This window comes from Bacteroides sp. D1 (assembly GCF_000157095.2).
Classification (GTDB): domain Bacteria; phylum Bacteroidota; class Bacteroidia; order Bacteroidales; family Bacteroidaceae; genus Bacteroides; species Bacteroides xylanisolvens.
In genome coordinates, this window is record NZ_JH114350.1 from 78,516 (window position 1) to 100,524 (window position 22,009).

Genomic DNA, 22,009 nt, shown 5'->3' on the forward strand with positions numbered 1-22,009 from the left:
GTTTCTAAAAGGACGATTAAGAAAGCATTTTGTAATCGGTTATCTCTCTCCTTTCCGCCATTCATTCATATATTCGCGAGGGGACTGATTATATTTTTTCCGGAAACACTTGCTATAATATCCCGAATCCTTGAATCCGACAGCAAAAGCAATTTCGGAAACACTTAAATCCGTATTTTTAATCAGCTCGATAGATTTATTCAAACGAATCTCTTTTACCAGATCGACGGGTGCCAGGCCGGTAAGACTCTTCAGTTTCTTGAAGAATGCCGAACGGCTCAATCCGATACCGGATGCTATGGTGTCAATGTTAAAGTCACTGTCGTCCATATTTTCTTCAATGACTTGATGTATCTTTTCGAGGAACTGTACGTCTTTCTTTACCAAAAATTGTTCGTAGCTGTCTTCTTCGGTCGTCGTCTGGTTTTCCATTTGCTGACGGATTCGTTCACGGAACAGTTTCCGTTCGGCAAGCAACTGGTCGATACGTGCCAACAGATATTCCTTACTGAAAGGTTTGGTGATGTAGGCGTTCGCCCCTAAAGTGATCGCTTTGGTCTTGGCGTCTTCATCATTCTTCGCAGTCAGGATAATGACAGGGATATGACTGATTTGGAAATCTTTGCGGATGGATTGCAACATTTCAAGCCCATCCATTTCGGGCATCATCTGATCGGTCACCACAATATCCGGATGATACAGATGTACTTTCTTCAAACCTTCCACTCCGTTATTAGCAATATGGATATTAAATTTGTCTTCCAGCTGAAGCTTTATCAACTGGCAAAGGTCTTTGTTATCTTCCACCAACAGAAGGGTCGGTAATGAAGCGTCGATTTCCGGTTCTTCTTCCGTACCGTCTTCGGATATGGCATTTGCAACAGGATCTTGTTCTACCGAAACAGGGGCTGTCTCCGTATCTCCCACATAGAAATCTACTTCCGACGGGCGGTAATGCTCTTTATCCATCAGGAGTTCTACAATAAACACCGCTCCTTGTCCTTCGGGACTTTCGGCACGAATCTGTCCGTGATGCAGATTGACGATCTCTTTTGAAAGTGCTAATCCGATACCAGTGCCCTGATAATAGGAGTTTTTCGCGTTCTCTCCTTGCGAGAATCGTTCGAAAATCTCGGTCAGTTTATTTTGTGGAATACCTACTCCGTTATCTTCCACCCGTACGTAACAACGTTTACCATCGTCTGTCAATCCGGTAGTTATATAAATACTTCCTCCGGAATGAGTGAATTTGAATGCGTTGGATATGATGTTGCGGATAACAATGCTCATTTTTTCCTTGTCCGCCCATACCATAATCGGTTCATCCGGCAACTGGAAAGTAAAACTGATCTCGTTTTCTTCGGAAAGTACCCGGAATTCTTTCTGGAAAGAAGCTATCATCTCATTAAAATCAATTAATGACACATGCAAACGCATCTTGCCGTTCTGAATCTTCCGGAAATCAAGGATCTGATTCACTAATTGCAGCATTTGATTGGTGTTCTTCTCCATCAGATCCACATATTGCAATCCTTTCGGAGAGAGCTTTTCGCGTTCTCTTAGTTCCTGTATCGGGCCTTTTATCAATGTCAAAGGAGTGCGCAATTCATGGGAGATATTGGTAAAGAACTTGATTTTCATCTCTGATACCTTCTGCTCGATATAAATATCATTCTTCATTTTAAGCATGAAGAAAGCCAGGCGCAGGCTGAAATAGAGAGCTGCCAAACCTAGAATTACATATATAAGGGTTGCCCACCAGCTCAACCACCACGGTGGAAGGATAGTAATAGCCAATGTACAGTTGGAAACCAGCTCCGGATTGGCTTCATCTACGGTTTCTACACGGAATGTATAGTCTCCGGGAGGTACGTTGGTATAAGAAGCGATACGGTTCTTTCCGTTATAATGCCATTCTTTTTCATATCCTTCAAGTATATATCGGTAAGATACCCGGTTCTGATTATAGAAATTCAATGCGGCAAATTCAATCGTGAACATGGATTGATTGTAGTTCAGTTCGATTGCTTTGGCGTATGTGATGGATTCTTTCAGAATCGGACATTCGCGGAAACTACGCAGATCGCGGTTGGAAACTTTAAAGTCAACAATACGTGTATCGTAGTTCGTATGCAATGTTTCCAGTTTGTCGGGAGAGAATGTCAGGATTCCCTGCCGGGTACCAATCCACAAATCTCCATTCAAGGTACGGAGGGCACTACCCTCTTCCAGTTCTACGTTCAGGAAACCGTCGTATTTGTCGTAGTTACGAAACTGTTCGGTAGCCTTATTGAAGCAGGACAAGCCAATTTCCGTTGTAAACCACAAGTTACCGTTTTTATCTTCTACGATGGATTTGACTACATCGTTATTCATTCCTTCGCGTATGCCGTATGATTTGAAGATCGGTTCACGCTTTTCTTTATCATAGCGGACTAATTTATTCAAACCGCCTCCGAATACACTTACCCAGATTTGCGAATCAGTATCTTTGTAGAGTACATAAATATCGTTATCCGCTACGTTTGAATTTTCGCTGACCTGTCGGTACGTTTCAAACTGGATCTGTTCGGGGGCAGTGAAATGTCCGTCGAAAGACATCAGGCCATCCATTGTTCCTACCCAAATACGTCCGTCTTCATCTTCCGTCATGGTACGCACCTCCATATAAAGACCGTATGCAGGATATTGTTTCAAGCCATTGTATTTATGGATAAAGGTAATTGCTCCGTTCTCTTCGGAAATTAGATTCAGACCTCCTCCCAGTAATCCTACCCAAATGCGCCCCTGGCTGTCCTGATAGGTAAAGTACACATCGTTGTTACTGATAGAATTCGGATTCTTGGGGTCATTGATATAACGGGTAAAACGCAACCCGTGCGGTGAATTCATGTCCGGTTCGGCTTTAACAAGCCCGTTTCCTTTGGTGGAAAACCAAAGATTACCGTCTTTGTCTTCCATAATATGATATACGGCTCCTAACAGATAGTTCTTATCCGAGAAGATTTGTTTCACTTGTCCGTTACGATCCAGGCGATACAGGGCTTGCCAGCGGGTTCCTACCCAAATATCCCCATTTTGCGCCTGGAAGAGAGCACGTATTCCCTGATTCCAAGAAGTCGATCTCTCGGGTACCACCGGAGATGGAGAAACTTCTGTCAGCAGTTGGAATTGCTTCTTGGGGAAATTAAGCCTGTATACTCCGCTGCTCGTAGATGCCAGCCAAAGGATGCCATCTTTATCCAGCAGAAGATGGAAGAAAAGCTGATTGGGAAGATCGTCGGAGAAAGGCTTCAATTGGTTGATACGGGTCATTTCCAGTTTCTCCCTGTCGAATAGAAGAATTTCCCCTCCCGGAGTCATAAAGAACATGCCTTGTTCGCCGGCATCCTGCATTTCAAAATTGCCGATTGCGTTCTGATTAGGGAATGTAAAGCGGTGATGGCTCCTGTTCAGGGGATCATAATAGGTCAATGCCTGGTTACCCTCCTGAAACCATACCTTATCATATTTATCATAGAATATAATTCCATTGTCCTTTTCGGGAATGGTAAAAGGGAGCTTGGTCAACTGTTTGTAGCCGATATTGTACTCGTATGCTCCTTCGTTAGTGGTAATGTACATCAGACCGGATTCCGTTACCAGCAAATTAGAAACCGGCTGTTTGATTTCCGGTATCTCGTAACGGTTGACCACTCCGTTTTGCGGATCAATGCTATAAATGTGGCCTTTCTTGTCTCCCAACCATAAGAATTTAGAATTATAGGAGGCACAAGTAAACTGATCCGGGTTAGCAGATACTTTTTTCTGTATAAAGTCGGCAGGTTTGTCTTTCAGCGCTTCCCCTTTCCGTAGGGACAGAATCTGATAATCCATACCGATCCAATTGATAAATTCGGCTGTTTCGCAGAATATGTTGTGTTTCAGACGCATGTCGTACACGTTCACGTTAGGACGCGAATCATGCAATTGTTTCATCGTTATTTTACCTTCCTTGTCGGTGTACGCACGCAAAAGACTTTTATCTTTTGTCAGCAACAACACGTCGCCCTCTTCGGTCGTCTGAATTTTGATAATCTGAATGTTTTCGGAATATTCTTTCACATCGTCGTAGACGGCATGAAAGCTCTCATGCCGTTTATCGAACAGATAGAGTTTACGGTCGATAGTTTTAATCCACAGAAAACCATTCTTATCTTCTACGATACGCTGAATTTTACGCGGCGGAATATCTGTGGAATAAAAGCCGTCATGATTATCGTAGGAACGGAATTTACTTCCGTCAAAGCTGCATAGTCCATACCAGGTACCAAACCAGATAAATCCGTCTTGTCCTTTTAATGTACAGTTTACGATATTATTAGGCAAACCACGTTCAGCCGTGTAGTGTTCTACAATCATATTTGGATAGGCAAAAGCATACATGCCTATCATGGATAGTAATAGTATTAGAATATTCCGTTTTCTCATTGATGGCTATAATTGGAATTAAACGTACTCAAAGATAGTCTTTTTTTTTGAATAGTGCTTTAGTAACATATAAAAAACAAGTTGGCAGGTCACCCCGCTAATCACTAACCTGCTAATCACTTTATCGTACTATTTTTCAGTTCCAAATTCAGTCTGTTGACGTTCTACTTCATCCAACACCCGTTGGCGTTCTTCCTCTGTCAGTTGCACTTTTCCTTCAGATGATCCCTTGACCGGGTTTGCATTGAGAGTGGATGGTGTTGTCCTTTGTATTTCATAAGTCTGTTCCTCATAGCAGAAAGGAAGTTCTGCAGGAACGCTTTCCAGTTCAATTTCAGTAGCTGTCGGAGCTTGAGTGCCCTCAAACTGTACGCGGGCTTTCACCTTTATTTTTCCGGCTTTCCGGGTAGAACGAATCAACACCGGAGCGGAGCCGAACTCCACCGTACGGGGATTAGCGCCAATAGTAGCATCTCCGATGATTTCTCCTTCACCTTCTACCGTGAAAACGATATTCTCTTTTGCCAGACGGCGCACATTTCCACTATCATCGGTTACTTCAGCAACTACGACGATAAAGTCGGAGCCATCAGCTATCAGGTTCACTTTTTGAGTATCTACATAAAGACGTAGTTTGGTGGAACGTCGGGAAGGCATTTTCTTTTGAGTGCATACCACTTTTCCGTCGATGATTCCTTCGGCAACCATGTTCACTTTTTGCCAGTTTTTTTGAGTATAGCTATATCCGCGTGCTTCCCAAAAGTCCCAGATATTCTCGAATATAACGGGAGCATTCGGCATGTGCCCTTTGGCATGAACCACCGGTTTTGTCCAGGTTTTCGTTCCATCATAAATAGAAAGACGGACTGAATCACAGTTTGTGAATACAACTACGTCCTTATCGGAGAACTGTGACATTTCATGAGCAATGAATATCATCGGGCCACATTCTGCCAATGGGTGTTGGAGGCTGGCCGGCGACTGGCTGCGAAATACTTCATACGCATATTTCTTCTGACGGAAAGCATCATAAATACCGCCCCAATAAGGATCCGGATGGTAACCACGCTGATGGTCGAACGGATGCCATTGGGCGCCACCGATAAATAAACCGGTCGTGCGGTACATCTCGTCATAGCTCTTTGCCAAGGACATAGCCTGTACCAGTAACGGGCGTTCTCCCCAACTGCGGCTGGCACGGTTATTATTGTTGTGAGCATACCAGTCGTCTACATTCTCCCCGAATTCACGGGTAAAGATACATTGCTCCGGCTTGTCTTCCTTTTCATCATCACCCGGCCAGCCATAAACAACGTCATAATGCTCTTTCACTCCGGCCGAATGGACATCGGCAGCAGCTACCGGACGTCCCGGATAGGGATATTCTTCTTTGGTAATCTTAAGAGCTTTCAAGGCAAAATCGAGCGGATAGCGGGTTTCATTCAAGATGGGTTCCCACATCAGTACGGAAGGGTGATTACGGTCACGACGAATCATTTCGCGGGTATTCTGATGAACCAACTCTCCGAATTTCGGGTCTTTGTTCCAGTACTGCCATCCCGGAGTAGCGACAATCACGAACAGACCGAGCTCGTCACAGGCATCCATAAAGGCAGGGTCTTGGGGATAATGGGCTACCCTAATAATGGTGCATCCGACATCACGCAGACGTTTGGCGTCACGCCATTGCTGTGAGTTCGGCAAAGCATTGCCTACGTATGCAAAATCCTGATGGCGATTGGCTCCTACCAGTTGTCCGAAAGGTTTGCCATTCAGCCAGAATCCGTCTTTACCACGGAATTCTGCCAGACGAATACCGACACGGGTAATGCCTCCGTCAATGGATTTATTTCCTTTTTTAATACGTGATTGTACCCTATATAAATAAGGTGTATCCGGTGACCAAAGAGTAGGATTCTTTACTTCCATCTGTTGACGGATGGATTTCTTCTCTCCCGGCTTTAAAGAAAGTTTTCCTGAACTGCGTTTGATTACTTTTCCATCCGCATCTGTCAAAGTCGTTTCTACAGTGACTGACTCGGAACGGGCGTCGTCATTCTGAACTTCGGTGTTTACATATACCTGCGCACTCTTTTCACTGATCTTATCAAAATGAACGAAGACACCTCCACCGCCAACGATTTGTGAATCAATAGCGTCAGTAATAGCTACCGGAGATTTGGCAATCATCCATACATCACGGTAAATGCCACCATGATAAGCAAAGTCTAATGTATATTGACGTTTTCCGGGAGGATAGGATTTGTCATCACTGTTGTCCGTGAAAACAGCGAGCAGACAGGAGTCTCCGGCTTGTACGCCATTGGCGGTCAAGTCTAAAGTAAAAGGCAGATAACCTCCCAGATGTTCCTGAATGCGTTTACCATTCAGATAGAGAATCTGTTTGCCCATAGCTGCTTCAAAATGAAGCACTACCCGTTGCCCTTTTGTTTCGGCGGGGAGGACAAAGTGTTTACGGTACCAGGCCGGTCCCTGATAATTGCGGCATCCGCTTCCTTCGGCCGGCATCAACTCTACGGTATGAGGGGTGGAAACGACGTTCCAGGAACGGTCATCGAAGTTTACCGCTTCTGCTCCCCGGACATCGCCTCTGAAAAAGCGCCATCCCGGATTGAAATTATAGACTTGTCGCCCGCTACCGGGAAGCTGGATGAATCCGGCAACCGATGTCTCGGGACGGTAAGTTTCTGTAGCCTGCCCTTTTTCTATCAAGGAAAATAGCAACAGAAAAGCTGATAAGATGATAAATGGTCTTTTATTCATAATTCTTTATTTATATATTTCATTCGTTAAATGGGAATTTATCGGTTAAAATGGGAATTTTGCAGTTAAATGAGAATTTATCGGTTAGGCTGAAAGCCTTACAATTATATATTTATTGGGATGCCCTGAAAGGGCTTAATTATATAGCGTAGGGCAACGCCCTACGAAAAAAACACACCAGCCACAAGCCCTGAAAGGGCGGAACCGTATACAATTATGCCCTTTCAGGGCGCAAATTCAGATTGTCGTTTTTACGTAGGGCGTTGCCCTACGCTATATAATTAAGCCCTTTCAGGGCACTCCGCAAAATTATCATTTTTCCTTTTCAATCATTATAACAATATCCTTTTTTCTACTTTCCGGTAAAACTTTCAAGTCCGTCACTTTTCCGTTTTTGAGAGTGGCTTCTACTGTTGTTTCGCCCGGAGCATGAAGTTTGAAATGTACGTTCCATTCTTTCGGCCATGCCGGGAAAAGGAGTATTTGTTCTCCATTGGTTTGCAATAGCATTTCCTGAAGTCCTATCATGCCGCTACCTCCCCAGTTGTGATCGGGTGTCCAATCATATCCCGGTCCCCAAAATGCGGGGAAACGATGCGGTCCATTCGATAATTTGGCTAAAGATAGTTTCTTTGCTTCTTCGGTCAGGCCTAAACAGGCAGCCCATATATTATCTTGTTTCCATCCGGTATGCGAACGGAACTTGATGGCATCCGGGTCATAAAAGTAGGTATTACGGGCTATATCCAGATCCTCCTTTCCTACTCCATAAATACGCCATGGAAACACTGGATAAAGTTGTGGCGTTTCAACATTATTAATTCGTTCCCAACTTACGGCGGGCGAAATTGTTTGCTTCAAGACCGGAGCAATAGTCGGATTCAACGTATCTTTTATTTCTATGTATCGCAATGGAATCGGAGGTATTGCTTTTAGCATCTCCTCTTTCTCTCCGTATGTTTCTAATACCACTTTCAGGGCGGCGATGGTGCTGCTTGCGTTATTGGTCATTTTATATGTTTCACAAGCAGAACCCGGGAAAAGAATCAGATGTCCGTTGCCATCCAACGCTTTCCGTCCTCGGCGGGAAGCTAGTTGCTGGTAATGTTCGTCGAAGAATGTCAGCGAACTTTCGATCAGAGGTAAATAAGGGGTAATATCAGCATTTGCATAGTTCTTTGTTTCCAATATCATTTGGCAGAATTCAAGAACCGTATCCCATTCATATTCCAGCCAGGCATTATACTCCAATCCTTTGTCGAACCAGTCTGGTCGTTTGAAACCATATTCTGCGGGGTTCGGCAAACCGAAATTTTCGATCTGCTCGCTAAAGCAGGCTCCATCATGTTGCCAATATATACGGCTTCGCAGTTCTGCATTTTTCAACATGCGGTTATAAAAATCAAACTGGGAAGGCATCATATCAAAGTCTCCGCTTTTCAGCATCGGCCAGTATACTAAACGTTGATTCTGTGCAGTCATCGTACCACCTCCCCATTTCCGGTAGTCGGGAGTGAAAGATTGTTTTTCATCGACATGGCAAGGATCAAAGGTAAATAGTCCGCCATTGAATTTAGTCGGTACGCTGCCATAAGCATTACATCCCAGCATATAGCGGAAAAGGGTGTAGTTTCTGGTTATTTCTTTTGCTTCCCCTTCTGCTTCGATAAAACTGCGTTGCCAAAAGGAATTCCACCACGAACGTGTCTGTTTTTTATCCTGTATGATAGTTTTCGATGAAACTTTGCCTTTGGGGACTATTCTTTGTAAAGCAGTTTGTAGTCCCTGCTCCCATTCTTCTATTGTTTCTGTCTGGTCTGTATGTAACACAATACAGATATGTTCTTTCCGGGCTGCTTTGGAAGAACGAAACTTCCAGGCACGATAGTCTGTGCCGGCATATACATCATCCGCAGTGCCTGCAAATTCTAAGTTTTCGCCAAAAAGAGTTCCTCCGAAAGTCAAGTTTTTCAAAGGATTCATCATTTGAGATTTGACTTCGTTCATTCCTTGTTGAGCTACAACTACATCAAAAACGGTCTGTTCGGGATTGCGATGATAAAACAGAAGTTGGTTCCTCTTTATTGAAGTCCTATTTGTTTCAGCCTTTCCTGTTGAATCAGTAATTTTGTCTAAAGAAATAAAGTCGGCCTCCGTCACAGTACCTTTCGGGGGAGCCCATTTGTAGGAACACTGTTGACCCTCTCCTTTTCTGACAGGTCGTTCCTGATGGCGCCAATTTTCATAAAAGACTTCAGTCTGCAACGGTTGTGCATTTGTTACCTCTACATGTATAACTGGATGAAAAACATCTACCCAAAATTGTATCTGCGTGTTTCCTGCCGCGATTTCTACATATCCGTCTTTTAACTTCAACTCCTGACGAAAATCTTTAGCGTCTTTGAAAGGATTGGGCGACAGGCGGAGACGTACACGCCCTTGTTTTAACTGGCAGTTGTTTTCGTCGAATGTGCCGCTACGGCTCACATAGAACATAACATCACCGTCTTCTACCCATATATTCATCCCGATATCTCCACCGCCACAGGGCATAGATTCAGAAGAATTACGACTGGGAGTATTCCAAATGACATTGGCATGCTGACTCCAAAGAGCCGACACGCCAACAAACAGTATGGTTATAATCAGATAAAATCTCTTCATATATTTTTCATATTTTACCTTGTCTATTTACGATTACCAATCATCCGAACGAAAAGACCCTAAAGGCAATCCGTCACAATATACATCTCCTTCCACATAGTTTTCAAAACAATATCGAACAGCTACCGGGTGCGGTACTTTATCGCTTTTCACCAGCATCTTACTACGTTCTATCCATGCTTTAGCCGGATAAAAAGCTTTATCTTCGCCAGCTACCTGAAAGTTTTTCGATTCGAAACAGTTCTTGCCGCTGATCCACATATTGGCACGTTCGAAACTGACAACTACGGTATCGTTCTTTATTTCAATGCTTTTATAATAAGGACTTTCGCCATTCACGCCTTCCACTCCATACGTTTTAGTTAAAGCCAGAAGTGCCAGACGTTCACCTGCAACCTGTTTCTTTGCGGGATGAATACCTTTTTCCATTCCTGCATCCAGTAATACAGCCATACCGCTGTTAGCTACACGATGTTCAACTTTTGCCTGTGCCTCCCGGAGATATGCCGAATTTATCACTTCCTTTCCTTTTTCGGTAATAATCCCGTAATCATACGGAGCTATCTGGCAATAATAGAAAGGAAAATCTCCCTGTTTCCATTCGGCACGCCAACCGTTAATCAATCGGGTAAACATATCAGCATACGTATGGGCACGATTCCAGTTATCTTCACCCTGATACCAAATCACTCCTTTCATGGTCATACCGATTAATGGATGCAACATACCGTTATAAAGCACGGTCGGAGTACGGTTTTTAGATTTTATGTCGGCTTCCGTTTGAGGTATTTTTGCTTCCGGGAAGGCTTTCAGCCAGTCTGCTGTCATCCATGCTTCACAGGCGGAACCACCCCAGGCTGCTACAACTAATCCGACCGGAACATCTAATATTTCATTTACCAGTCTCCCGAAATAATAGGCTGTTGCACTGAATTCACGGACACTAACCGGAGTAGCTTCTTTCCACGAACCGATAACGTCATTCTGCGGAGTGAATGTAGAAGTACGTTTCACCGTAAACAGACGGATTTGCGGATTCTTGCTGTGAAGAATGTCCATATTGGCATTTTCTACCGGTTGGTTTTTGAAGCCTTTCATTGGCATTTCCATATTACTTTGTCCGGAACAAAGCCAAAGTTCGCCTATCAGAATATTATTCAGTGTCTTTTGGGTTCCATCATCAAAGGTCACAGTATAAGGGCCTCCCGCTTCGGGAGTAGCTACTGTCAGTTTCCATGCCCCATTTTTATCTGCTGTTGCTGCATATTGTTTTCCATTCCAACTAGTGGTCACTGTTACTTTTTTATGAGGAGTCGCTGTCCCCCAAAGGTTTGCATTGGTCTGTTGCTGCATCACCATGCCATCAGAAAAAATAGCCGGTAGCTTTACTTCTGCGTGTGTTGACAGGCAGGCAGCAAGCAGAAAACCTGCCAACATTGTACCTGTTTTAATAATTGAACTTTTCATACTTTAGCTATATTATAATGAATTGGGCACGGATTACATGGATTGCGCTGTTACTTTATGTAATACGATTCTCATAAACCGTGTAATCCGCGTAATCCGTGCCTTAAAAATCTATTTTATTCTGTGGTAGAAAAACTCAAAGGTCCGAGTAATCCTGCCGGAAGCAGCGTTTTCTCTGCCCTGCGATATTTTGCATTAGTCCAAATGCCATCAAACGGCGCTTTTCCTTCATCAGCTCCTGCCAGTGCATTCGCCCATGTATTTGTAACCTCTATTTCAAGCTCATTAATTCCTTTTTTCAAGGCACCTGTAATATCTGCACGATAAGGAGCTGTCCAGATTGTGCCACAATCTACACCATTCACACGAACAGTTGCCAAATTATAAACTGTTCCCAGATTCAGATAAATCTGTTGGTCTTTATTCGGTTTATTTTTCCAGCGAAAAGTGGTTTTATAGGTCGCTGTCCCCGAATAATAACGTATCTGTTCGTCCGATTCTTGGCTCCAGTCGAAAAGTTCTTTTCGTGTGAGCGTTTTTTTGTTAGCTGCAAAAGTTATAGTATATTCCTTTGCCTCCAAAGCTATGTTTAAAGGGGCTTTGGAGGTGTCTTTTTTCTCCTTTTGCAGTTGGAGAGAGGACTCTCCATAGCCTTCATCTACTCCCTCCGCAGGATATACGATGAATACGGACTCGTTAGGAGCCAATGTGAGAGTAACTTCCGTCCGGTTTCCGTTGATATGATAGGAAGGATGAATATTCATCTCACCCGTCACCGGATTCCAACATTCCGGTTTTTTACCGTTAATACGCATACTTGCAGTAAACGTGCGTGTTTCGTCCTTTTGGTTGGCGACGAAATAGAGTTCACCAAGTTCGCCACGACGATGTGTCCAGGCGATATCTTCCGGCACGATCATGTCACGTTCCAAGCCATACACGGAAAAATCTTCTTCTGTATAAGGTAAAGAAGGTACCAAAATGCCAGCTTCTTTTAGTTCATTGATTTTCTTCTGCACTTCCGATGACAATACAGGTTCGGGATTCATTGGACGTGAAAGAGGCAGTACTAACACTTTATAACTTGCTCCACCCGGCAACGTTATTCGTCCGTTTTCTGCTTTCGCCAAACGAAGGATTGCATCTTTATTAAAACTATCGTATGCATATCCACGAAGCGGATTCACCCATTTCTCCGGATCAGCCATGTTAGCTGAATGGGTAACACCTACCGGGCGTACACGTAAAGGCTGTCCCTCATTGGCCAGACGGATGCGTTCACTTTCCACTCGTTCCGCACCGAAGATTCCCGGCAGAGAGGGAACCAATCGTTCCGGTAATATCGAACGCCTCGGCACTTCTTCACCTGTAAAGACTGCGATGTCTGTTACCGGATGCCCATATTGCAACAACGACTGGCAACGGGTAGCATATTCGGAAAAGGCTTTTGCCCCTTTATCCCACCAGGTCTGATCCCGTTGGAAGAAAAGTCCGATGCCATCCAATGTCATGCCGGGCTTGCGGTCCAGCCAGGGATTATGTACATATACATGGTAGAAAAGGCGGTTGATTCCTAATGCATAATTACGATCCAACAAGGCTTTCAACATTCCGGGGTATTCATCCCACGTGCCACGCACTTCGGTGAATCCTTCAGCCTGAATAATATTCTTTCCGTAGATATGTGCTCCGCTAATAGCATCGAGCATATCATTCGGTTTGTCATGTGTGGGACTGTTCAACCAAAATTCACCCATCGGAAGATCTACTTTTTGATAATGTAGTAGACCATCGCTTACCATCGTCGGAGCTACACATTCTGCCGAGAACTGGCAATCATATTCTTTTGCACAGTCCGCCAATACCTGATAGAACACATCTACGACGAGTTCTGATATGGTAGTACGTACGTCTCGCAGAATCTTTTCACTTTGTTCGACACTTTCCATCGGAATACCTGCCAATAGAGGTAGATAAGGCATCAAATCGTAGCCACGACGTTTCTGAAATTCAATAGCGAAACGTTTATTCCAGTTTTGGCTGCCACATTCCCAACTGTCGACATGCATATATTTCAGTACACGACGAGCTATTTCGGGATTGGTCTTTACAAATGCCTGCGCATACCAGTTATCGAATTGCTTCCGTACCGTTTTCGGGTTAAACTTATCACATTCCAATCCTTTTCCACCTCCCGCTGTCGCATTGGTATGCCCGGTAGCTGTATGTCCCATGCGAAGTAATTTCCATTTTCCTTTGGGGAGAGTGGCGGTCAATGTTTTTCCATTCGAATGACCGGTATATTGCTTTGTTAGATTGATGACTTGTGAAAGTGAATAGCAATCCTGTTTCCCGACTTCCTCTTCTTTAGTCGCTTGAGCAACACGCCATACCAGTCCGGCTTTTCCTTCCCATTGGTTCAGACGGGCTTCCCGGTGCAGGCGTAATTCTTTTATTTTCAGATTGGGCTTCCATTTGGCAGCATCCATATCTTCACTTCCCGGTTCGCTCCCTTCAGGAGTCCAGTAGAAACGGAAGAAACGGGCAGTAGTCGGAGGAATACTATGAGTTGAATTCTCATCCGTATTCTGCCATCCCTGACGGGCAGGGACCAACTGCTTAACCAAACGATAATTCACTCCGTCGTCACTGGCCATTACTTTCAAGCGGTGTGCCTGATAATTATTACCAGTTAAAACGATTTCGATGTTCCGGCAAGTGAAAGGTTGTCCGTATTCATACTGGATATAGCAGGGATATGAAGAACGGATCACTCCCGCCGCATCCATATTCACTGTTTGAGCTGCTTTTATATTTCCTGTCGTGGCTAGATTGACACAGGTAATTTTTGCCTGCATCTCGTCCGCTGCGTCTTCTACCGGCAAAGCGAATAATGCAATATCTTCATAATAATTTTCATAGGCTTCCGGTTGTGGCAAGCGAATAGCCATCAACTTTCCTCCGTTTACAATCGTATCGCTCCAAACCACTTTCTGCATAGATTCTTCAGGAGTAATCCAGGGGCCTCCCGCCAATGCGAAACCATCACAGATGTGCATTCCCAATTTCAGTCCCAAACGATCTGCTTCTTCCATGCTGAAACGCACCATCTCCCACCATTCGGGAGTTAGCTGCTGCGCCTTGCCATCGTATTGGGCGCCTTCATGAATACCTTTAATCGGCATCAGATAAGTACCTCCTAATCCGGCATGTTTCATTGCCTCCAAATCGGCTGTAATGCCTTCTTTAGACACGGTGCCATACATCCAATACCAAAAGGTCCAGGGTTTTGCTTCATCGGAAGGACTTAAGAATTGATCGCGAAGCGAGCGTGTTTGCTGTGCATCGGCAGGGCATACGGCTGTCCATGCTAATAGAGAAAGTGCAAATATTCGTTGTTTCAGTCGGCTTTTCATTCCAGTCTATATTTTTACTAAAGTAAAGACGAAAATCACTCTGTTTTGTACTCACTATTAGCTTATGAGATCGGAATATAACAACTTTAATCAAAAAAAGGTGCACCTCCTTTCCTACTCTCGGAAGAAGGTGCACCACACAAACAAAACAAACAATAGACGACCTTCACAGGCGGTATTTCATATATAACTCAACTAATTATAAATCAATTTCATTTTTAACGTAAATTCTCTCCCTGTATTCAGACGGAGTCATACCGGTATGTTCACGAAAGAATCTTGTCATAACAGAGTTCGACTGGAAATTCGTGCGTGAGGCCACTTCTTTTATTTCAAGGTCAGAATCCCGTAAAAGAGCCTTTATTTCAAGAAGGGAGTAATCTATAATCCAGTCTTTTGCCGAACGACCGCTCATATCTGTAATTACCATTGTAAGATGCTTGGCGGACACACACATCTTTTTCGCATAAAACGCAACATCCCGACTTACGGTATGAAATTCGATCACCAAACAAAAAAAGTCGAATAAAAGTTTTTCCTTACGGGTGTATTTTACTAATTCGGCAGCTTTCGGATTTCTTTTATAAGCCACATATATATCCCAGTAGAAAACACGTAATAACTGCATGATAGACTCCCGTCTGAATAAGTTGCGGGGCAAGTTGATACGAAAAATCAAAATATTGCAAAAGTGAATGAAACGTTGGCACTCTTCATCATATAGCGGAGTGCTGAAATTTTTCCGCATATAGAAAAAGAAATCAAGCGTAGGTATACATATCCCGCTTATTGTATCCATAAACAGGCTTTTGGGTACTTTTAGAAACGTCATTGAAAAGTCACTGCTAATCTCCGTGACAGAAGCCAGCTGAAAAGGGAAAATGACTACCAGATCATTGGAAACAATCCGTCGTTTATTACCAAAAACATTGAATAACGCACTTCCTCCCGTGCATATCCCATTTATCCCTTCTTCAAGATACATAGGATTTTCATCAAGAGGTAAATCGTCTATTTTAGTATAGACGTTAAACTCTTCTGTTTCCAATATATTATCGAATACTTTATCCTGCTTATATGGCTGCTTCTTTTCCATGGACTGCTATTTATCAATTATGTTGTTTGCCGTTATTTTTATCATACGGATGTCAGTCGTGCCATTTCGATTGAGCAAACTGTACCACCAAAGATATAGGAAAGATGTATAAAAAACTTTCTTTATCTTTCATCAAAATCATCAGTGCCAGGAAATATTCACCTTCACTAATATCAGGAACTGTCATATAAATCTTATCGTCCGAATATTTATGGATATCTTCACATTCTATCAACATTCTGTCATTGACGGAAGAGACAAGGTATAGATTGGTACTTTCCCATGTCAGCATATCCAGGTTCTGTCCGGTGATAACAATGGGAGCTTCCGGTGTAATGGTCCCATTACGCCTTTCATTTGAAGGATCATATATTTCTTTGATGACAGGAAACGGCGCTCCTTCAATCATTAATATTTCGGCTTTTATCGTTTTCATTTGATTGATCAGTTATTTTGTATCTTTTGTAAATGAATGAGCAAACTTATATTTCTATTCTATGGAATATCCCGGATGCAACGGAGATAATAGGAGCTTGTCTTGGAGAGATCTCTGACAGACTTATATTTCACTCTTGTCGCATCAGGATAAATTGTCATTGACCATGCTTGAGAAGAAATTGTATTTTCCGTCGCTAACCAATAGGTGGTTGGTTTTATGTCAGATAAGGCAAATGCTTTACAATCGGTACCTTGGGTAGCTGTGGCCTCTAATTCCTTATAATAAATCATAATCAGGCTTCCTTCACGCAGTGTAGGTATCCGCCATGTTCCTGGAGCGTCCTGACCGTCTTTCCCCCGATACATTGCGCATCCCTTGGGAACAGCAATATTCTTCTCCGTACTATAACTATTACTGTTTGCCGTAGCAAGATAGCCATTTGCCGTAGCCCAATTCATTGTTTGCGTTCCACTGTCTTTTCCCTCGCTATCATTGCCATCGCTATATACGATATCCGGAGAGACTATAAAAAATGCAGATACAGTCTTATTGATTTTGCCTGCCTCAGACATGCTATCTATATGCCGGATAATCCTGTCTGTATAAACAGGGTTGCCCTCACTATCGGTAATAGGATTCGTATCTTGACCAGTCGGGGTGTATTCGTATAATTGAATGTTGTTATAAAAGACAGCACTTTTATCTCTGATCCTTTGTTTCGGCAAATCTTTCGAATTAATAGCCGCATACCTGTTTCCCCTTGAATCTTCATAGACTTCTATTGTCTGGGAATATCCCTTTAGCAAGATAAAAAGGGATGCGAAGATTATGACAGTTATTCTTTTCATTTTATTCTTTATATTTTCATTTTATCATTAATAAGTAACGGAAGGGAGAGGGATGTCTCTTACACACCTTGCACCACCCTCAGTCTTATAGTAAGAGTTAAGCCCGTAATACCACCTTTTGGCAGAAGTACCTCCATCTTCTGTAATTGTTTGCCCGCTGCTGGCATCTAATAGACTGCCGATATAGAGGCCAATCAGTTGATTGGATGCCGGTAAATACCATTTTAACTCCTCCCCTTCTATTCGTCCGTTTCCATCTTCATCCCGGTTCTTATCATAGCAAGCCCTTGCAGAAAATGTACTAGCGGGGTGTTGATATTGATATAGCAATATATGTCCGGAAGCATCTTTCTGCGGAACAGGTATATAACCACTCCAAGTAAGGTTCTTTATATTCTCGGCCAGGTTTACCGTCGCGTTTTTTCCATAATACACGTCATCCGTCCCGTATGAATGAGCAGCTGTCACAATCCCATCGTAACCATATTCCACTTTACCCGATGATACGTCATACTGGTATACACTACGTTGCGGTCTGTCATGCACCAATCCCATTGTATAGTTTCCGTCAGTGTCTCTTTCTCCTCCAAAACACCCGGCATATACTGCCGGGCGCTGGTCCAGTCTGAATATATGGAAAGTTTGCAATGTTTCTCCTTCACCCTCTGGCATAGTAGTTACTTTAATGTATAAAGAACGCTTTCCTAATTTATCGGATTCACCCGGGTCAACCAGTTTGCCGTCATCATCATAAATGTATTCCTTATTATAGAGATAAAACTTCACCTGAGTGGGAAGTATGGAACTTGCCGTAACACGGGTATCCAATGGCTCTTTAACATTATTGAATGCATCCGTATAGTTGGAAGAGGAAGACAGGAGGAGCCAACTGCTTCCCTTATCGGCTCTCTGCGTACAATCTTTGTCAGTATATATTTCCACTTCCACTTTCCTTCCTTGAGTCTGTATAACTATCGGGCGGACACTATAAGCTGCATCCAGGTCATAAGTGGCACCCGTTTTGTTGTACAGGGTGCTGAATGACGCCCCAGAAGCCTTTACGTTAAGGCTGGAAAAAAATTCCACATACTGGCTGATGGTATATGCCCTGATCCGTTCATCGTTCTTCGCCGAGTTTATCTCTGCGTTTATGGCAGTACGCAAATTATAAAAATGGTTGGGTTCCACATCGAAGTTATTGGTGTTATTATTCCCAACATATATCTGGTAGATCGCGTATTCATTTGTTCCGGTAGTAGGGTATGCCCATGCCTCTATCTGCGTGCCCAGTGGCGGCGCAGCACCTGAAGGCACCTTATTGACCACTTTGTAGTAGCGCTGGCTTTCACTTAGAATAGTTGTAACCGTCCCTTGCCGATTCTGCGCTACATACCATGTTGCCGAGTAATAGCCATTGGAATCGGGCTCACCCAACTGATCCATTTCAAATGTGGCGTATGTATCCGCATCGGTATTTTTTTTAAGATTGGTGAGCCGGATAGTATTGTTCACATTCAGCAATTTCAAACCTTGTAACCGGTAATTTTCCACCTCGAACTTGTAACGTAAGGTAACGCGTGCCATCAACCTCTCGATTTCGATGCCTCCTACAAACCCGGCCGGTTTGTTGTATTCTACCAGACCACGCTTACCACCGTCGATGTCCACCACAGTGACACCTGACACTTCTCCGGCCAGCGGTACTTCATCATCTGCGGTGATAAGCGATTGGGTATGCCCTTCTACATTAATAAGATAGTCAAAACTCCAATTCTTGAGTTCATCAAGAGTGCTCACTCCGCTCATATCATAGTTAAGTTTAGGGCCTAATACCAACAGGTACAAGGTTTGATTCTCTGATACTACGAGGGGGACGTCTATCGTCATCAAATCATTTATGGCTGTTACTGCATCACTCAGTTTATGAGGATTTCCCTTAATGGAACCGTGCTCATCGAATTGGAAAAGCCAAAGGTTGTGTAACTTGGTCGTGCCGTCAGATACCCGGGTAGTTACCTCATGTGGTTCTTGTCCTTGTTCCAAAGCCACTGTAAACGACAACCCGGAATCGTTCCTATCCCTAAAAAGCGACTTAGCGGCGGAATATCCGCTCGTTGATGCAGGCTCTACAGCGGGGGGAATACCGACTTTCAGGCTGACCATAACCACCTTACCGGTAGCGTCACCGGGACCGTACTCTACCAGTTTATCTTTTGCACAGCCCACGAACGCCAGCAACAGCAAGGTGGTGCAGGCTGCCCGGAAATATCTTTTATATTTTGTTCTTAGGTTCATATCGTATATGTTTATTATCAAATTTTCATCCAAGGAGAGGACATCAGTAGCCGTTTTGCGTAATTGACGGACTGCCGAGAGGAACTGTCACTCCGGTATCTTTCGCCAGTAGAATATTAACAGTAAGATTGATAGAACTCGGACTGCTGTTCTCTGGAATTTCTATCGAGACAGAATAACTATACGTATTCGGTTCAGTATTCACTTTAGTACTGAGACACTTTTGGACGCCTCCATAAATAACCTGCAAAAACAGTTTTCCGGCAGGTATGGAGATATCCGTCGGAGTAAGCTGGATACTCACCGTATAAGTACCTCCCGTTTGAGATATATTACCCAGACTACTTAATCCGGTAGTAGCACGTAAATCATATCCGCTTTGCGAGACGGTGAGCAGTATGCTCCTTGTCTGTCCGTCCAAACCGACTCCTTCCACCTTCACTCTGAATGAACGCGGTGAAGCACTTTCTTTACGTTTGACGTATACAGGGATATTTTCCGTATTGCTTCCGTGGGTCGTATGTACGATGGTGCCATCCGATGCGAACGAGAAATCAGTAGGCTCCGCTGTTCCCGCACCTTCTCCCGTGACAAGCGTTGCCGTCCAATAAGGCACATTGGATTTTATACCGAAATAAGCTTTTACACCTTTTTCGGTTCCCTGATAAGTAGGACTGGAGATGGCACCCGCCTCCATCTTGCTTTCCGGTATTTCATTGCGCACGCAGCGAATCATATAGGCACTTTGCCTGTCCTTGCCACTTTGGAAACTTGCACCCGATGAATTACCGGAGAATTCGAATACCGAAGCGTCGTCGTTCCAATACCATCCATTGGAACGGTCCCCCTGAGATACACCGCCCGCGTCTCTATACCGGTTATGCGGGGAAAGCAGCCAATGGAAAGAAGGATAACCGTATGAATTATTCTCGTTATCCGATGCCGCTATCAGGGCTTGGTTTTCATTCGGAGTAGCCATGTGCCACTGCCCGTTATCCACAATGTTTTGAGCCTTGATCTGGGTTTCGGAAAGTCCGGCCAACTTGCAGGGATCTCCCACCCCGGCTTTAACTTGGTCTACGGTGTTATTTGCAGGAATTCCGTCTGTGTTTAGGTAGGGAATATCTGTCCACCCGCTGATGCTTAAGGGATCGTATGAACCGGGATACCAGAGTACATCGTTCAATGCACTGGCATTGGTAGGAGCTATAAAACCCTCACCCGCACTTGTGCCGCTGTGCACGGCTATCAGGCTGCCATATTTGAACAATACATCCTTATATCCCGTCTCCGAATGATATGCTTTCAGTATACCTGAATAAACGCTGACATCATTCCAGATATTCACATTTCTGGATGTATCGGCAACCGCGTCATAATCTGCTGCCTTGTCACTCACTATGACCAGTCCGTCGATAGGTTTCCAGTTGATGGTGATATCATGTTCCTCCATTGCCACTATTTCCGCATATAACCCCATTGCACCCATACCGGTAATGGTGGCGTATATCTGATAATGGTTGTTTCGTGTCAGATTATAGTTTTTGGGAGGCTCTTGACCGATATTCAAGAGGTAAACGCAGTTCAGCACCTGAGAACTTCCGTTTTTAAGTACGCACTGCGCGTCAATCTTAAGGTAGGTTGCCTGAGAAGCATTTTCAGGTTGGGATAGCAAGTGTTCAGGAATATATGTGGCAGGAATTGTTATAAAATCCACTGTGTCAGGAATAGTATAGTTATTATCTTTTATAATATAATCGCCATTTTTGTCAAGCTCGCCTGTTCCTGATATCGTAAGGTCATCCGACCAAATATCTTCCGTATATGCCCGCCCTTCTTCTATAGGAGTGGCGGCCGGCATACGACATACTTTAACAGTGAGCTTGGTTACTTTGAAATCCTCATTCGGATTAGTTATATTTTTAATAGCTGTAAAGCTGATGCGGGATACCATGCGGGTTACGCTAACAGGCAATTCCGTCATTTTAATATTATTAATTGTTACTGTGGCGTTTTTTCCGTCACTGCGGGATTCCACATAGGCACGTGCCACATTTCCATACATGGGCGGAGGAGCAACGATACCTACGGCAGAGAATGTCACTTTTTCTATTTCATTTTCCAGTGTAATAGCAGCGAGCTTTTCGGCAAGCTCCGATGTTTCATTGCAGATGATATAAATGTTGTTATATCCCCGTGCCGCTCTTATAGAAGCGGTGTATGTGCTATCGACATTTATGGAAGCATCAGAAACGTCGTTGTATACCAGCTCGTTCTTGTCATTAAACACAATTGCACGTACGGAATTTATGACTTCATCTTTGTCGGTGGTAGCATTGCGCGTTCCCATTTTAATACTCATCGGTATCTTTTCTCCTTCGTAAATACGTGCGCCTGTTACTTCGTTCTCTTTTGTACAAGAGTAAGTAAACAGGGCAAACATTGTCAAAAGCAGGATATTTGCCGAAAATTTTATGTTGATAGTTATATTCATCCTTAATCGTGCCATAATTCCGTTTCAAAAAACGAT

At 43.7% G+C, this 22,009-nt stretch carries 10 protein-coding genes; all 10 read right to left on the bottom strand.

All coding sequences use genetic code 11. The features are described 5' to 3' along the window. Positions 1 to 39: 39 nt before the first annotated feature. The 10 genes from BSAG_RS04485 to BSAG_RS04440 all read right to left on the bottom strand — a co-directional run bounded on the left by BSAG_RS04485 (position 40) and on the right by BSAG_RS04440 (position 21,988). Complete coding sequence (locus BSAG_RS04485) at positions 40 to 4,470, bottom strand: two-component regulator propeller domain-containing protein (protein WP_008771025.1); 4,431 nt, start codon at positions 4,468 to 4,470, stop codon at positions 40 to 42. A 129-nt stretch (positions 4,471 to 4,599) separates the two neighbouring features. Further along, positions 4,600 to 7,254: a glycoside hydrolase family 2 protein gene (locus BSAG_RS04480; RefSeq protein ID WP_004314324.1), complete on the bottom strand. Its 2,655-nt coding sequence runs from the start codon at positions 7,252 to 7,254 to the stop codon at positions 4,600 to 4,602. A gap of 312 nt (positions 7,255 to 7,566) precedes the next feature. Then, the gene (locus BSAG_RS04475) at positions 7,567 to 9,918 is read right to left on the bottom strand and encodes a DUF5703 domain-containing protein (RefSeq protein ID WP_008015823.1); all 2,352 of its coding nucleotides are present in this window, start codon (positions 9,916 to 9,918) and stop codon (positions 7,567 to 7,569) included. A gap of 33 nt (positions 9,919 to 9,951) precedes the next feature. Beyond that, positions 9,952 to 11,385: a sialate O-acetylesterase gene (locus BSAG_RS04470; RefSeq protein ID WP_008771023.1), complete on the bottom strand. Its 1,434-nt coding sequence runs from the start codon at positions 11,383 to 11,385 to the stop codon at positions 9,952 to 9,954. 116 nt (positions 11,386 to 11,501) lie between these two features. After that, positions 11,502 to 14,801 (bottom strand): glycosyl hydrolase, encoded by a 3,300-nt coding sequence (locus tag BSAG_RS04465; RefSeq protein ID WP_008771022.1) that lies wholly within the window; start codon positions 14,799 to 14,801, stop codon positions 11,502 to 11,504. A 199-nt stretch (positions 14,802 to 15,000) separates the two neighbouring features. Beyond that, on the bottom strand, positions 15,001 to 15,897 hold the full coding sequence (locus BSAG_RS04460; RefSeq protein WP_008771021.1) for an AraC family transcriptional regulator: 897 nt from the start codon (positions 15,895 to 15,897) through the stop codon (positions 15,001 to 15,003). Between the two features lie 52 nt (positions 15,898 to 15,949). Beyond that, positions 15,950 to 16,333 carry a DUF4469 domain-containing protein gene (locus BSAG_RS04455; RefSeq protein WP_004314790.1) on the bottom strand — a complete coding sequence of 128 codons (384 nt, stop codon included), beginning with the start codon at positions 16,331 to 16,333 and terminating at the stop codon, positions 15,950 to 15,952. Between the two features lie 59 nt (positions 16,334 to 16,392). Further along, on the bottom strand, positions 16,393 to 17,184 hold the full coding sequence (locus BSAG_RS04450; protein ID WP_004314791.1) for a hypothetical protein: 792 nt from the start codon (positions 17,182 to 17,184) through the stop codon (positions 16,393 to 16,395). 27 nt (positions 17,185 to 17,211) lie between these two features. Continuing rightward, positions 17,212 to 19,479, bottom strand: coding sequence for a DUF4906 domain-containing protein (locus BSAG_RS04445; protein ID WP_004314792.1), 2,268 nt, complete (start codon positions 19,477 to 19,479; stop codon positions 17,212 to 17,214). A gap of 43 nt (positions 19,480 to 19,522) precedes the next feature. Further along, the gene (locus tag BSAG_RS04440) at positions 19,523 to 21,988 is read right to left on the bottom strand and encodes a fimbrial protein (protein ID WP_008015971.1); all 2,466 of its coding nucleotides are present in this window, start codon (positions 21,986 to 21,988) and stop codon (positions 19,523 to 19,525) included. Between the last annotated feature and the right edge of the window lie 21 nt (positions 21,989 to 22,009).

Excerpts from the sequence above, each read along its gene's own strand:
- BSAG_RS04485 (WP_008771025.1), bottom strand. The coding sequence starts at position 4,470 with ATGAGAAAACGGAATATTCTAATACTATTACTATCCATGATAGGCATG.
- BSAG_RS04480 (WP_004314324.1), bottom strand. The coding sequence starts at position 7,254 with ATGAATAAAAGACCATTTATCATCTTATCAGCTTTTCTGTTGCTATTT.
- BSAG_RS04475 (WP_008015823.1), bottom strand. The coding sequence starts at position 9,918 with ATGAAGAGATTTTATCTGATTATAACCATACTGTTTGTTGGCGTGTCG.
- BSAG_RS04470 (WP_008771023.1), bottom strand. The coding sequence starts at position 11,385 with ATGAAAAGTTCAATTATTAAAACAGGTACAATGTTGGCAGGTTTTCTG.
- BSAG_RS04465 (WP_008771022.1), bottom strand. The coding sequence starts at position 14,801 with ATGAAAAGCCGACTGAAACAACGAATATTTGCACTTTCTCTATTAGCA.
- BSAG_RS04460 (WP_008771021.1), bottom strand. The coding sequence starts at position 15,897 with ATGGAAAAGAAGCAGCCATATAAGCAGGATAAAGTATTCGATAATATA.
- BSAG_RS04455 (WP_004314790.1), bottom strand. The coding sequence starts at position 16,333 with ATGAAAACGATAAAAGCCGAAATATTAATGATTGAAGGAGCGCCGTTT.
- BSAG_RS04450 (WP_004314791.1), bottom strand. The coding sequence starts at position 17,184 with ATGAAAAGAATAACTGTCATAATCTTCGCATCCCTTTTTATCTTGCTA.
- BSAG_RS04445 (WP_004314792.1), bottom strand. The coding sequence starts at position 19,479 with ATGAACCTAAGAACAAAATATAAAAGATATTTCCGGGCAGCCTGCACC.
- BSAG_RS04440 (WP_008015971.1), bottom strand. The coding sequence starts at position 21,988 with ATGGCACGATTAAGGATGAATATAACTATCAACATAAAATTTTCGGCA.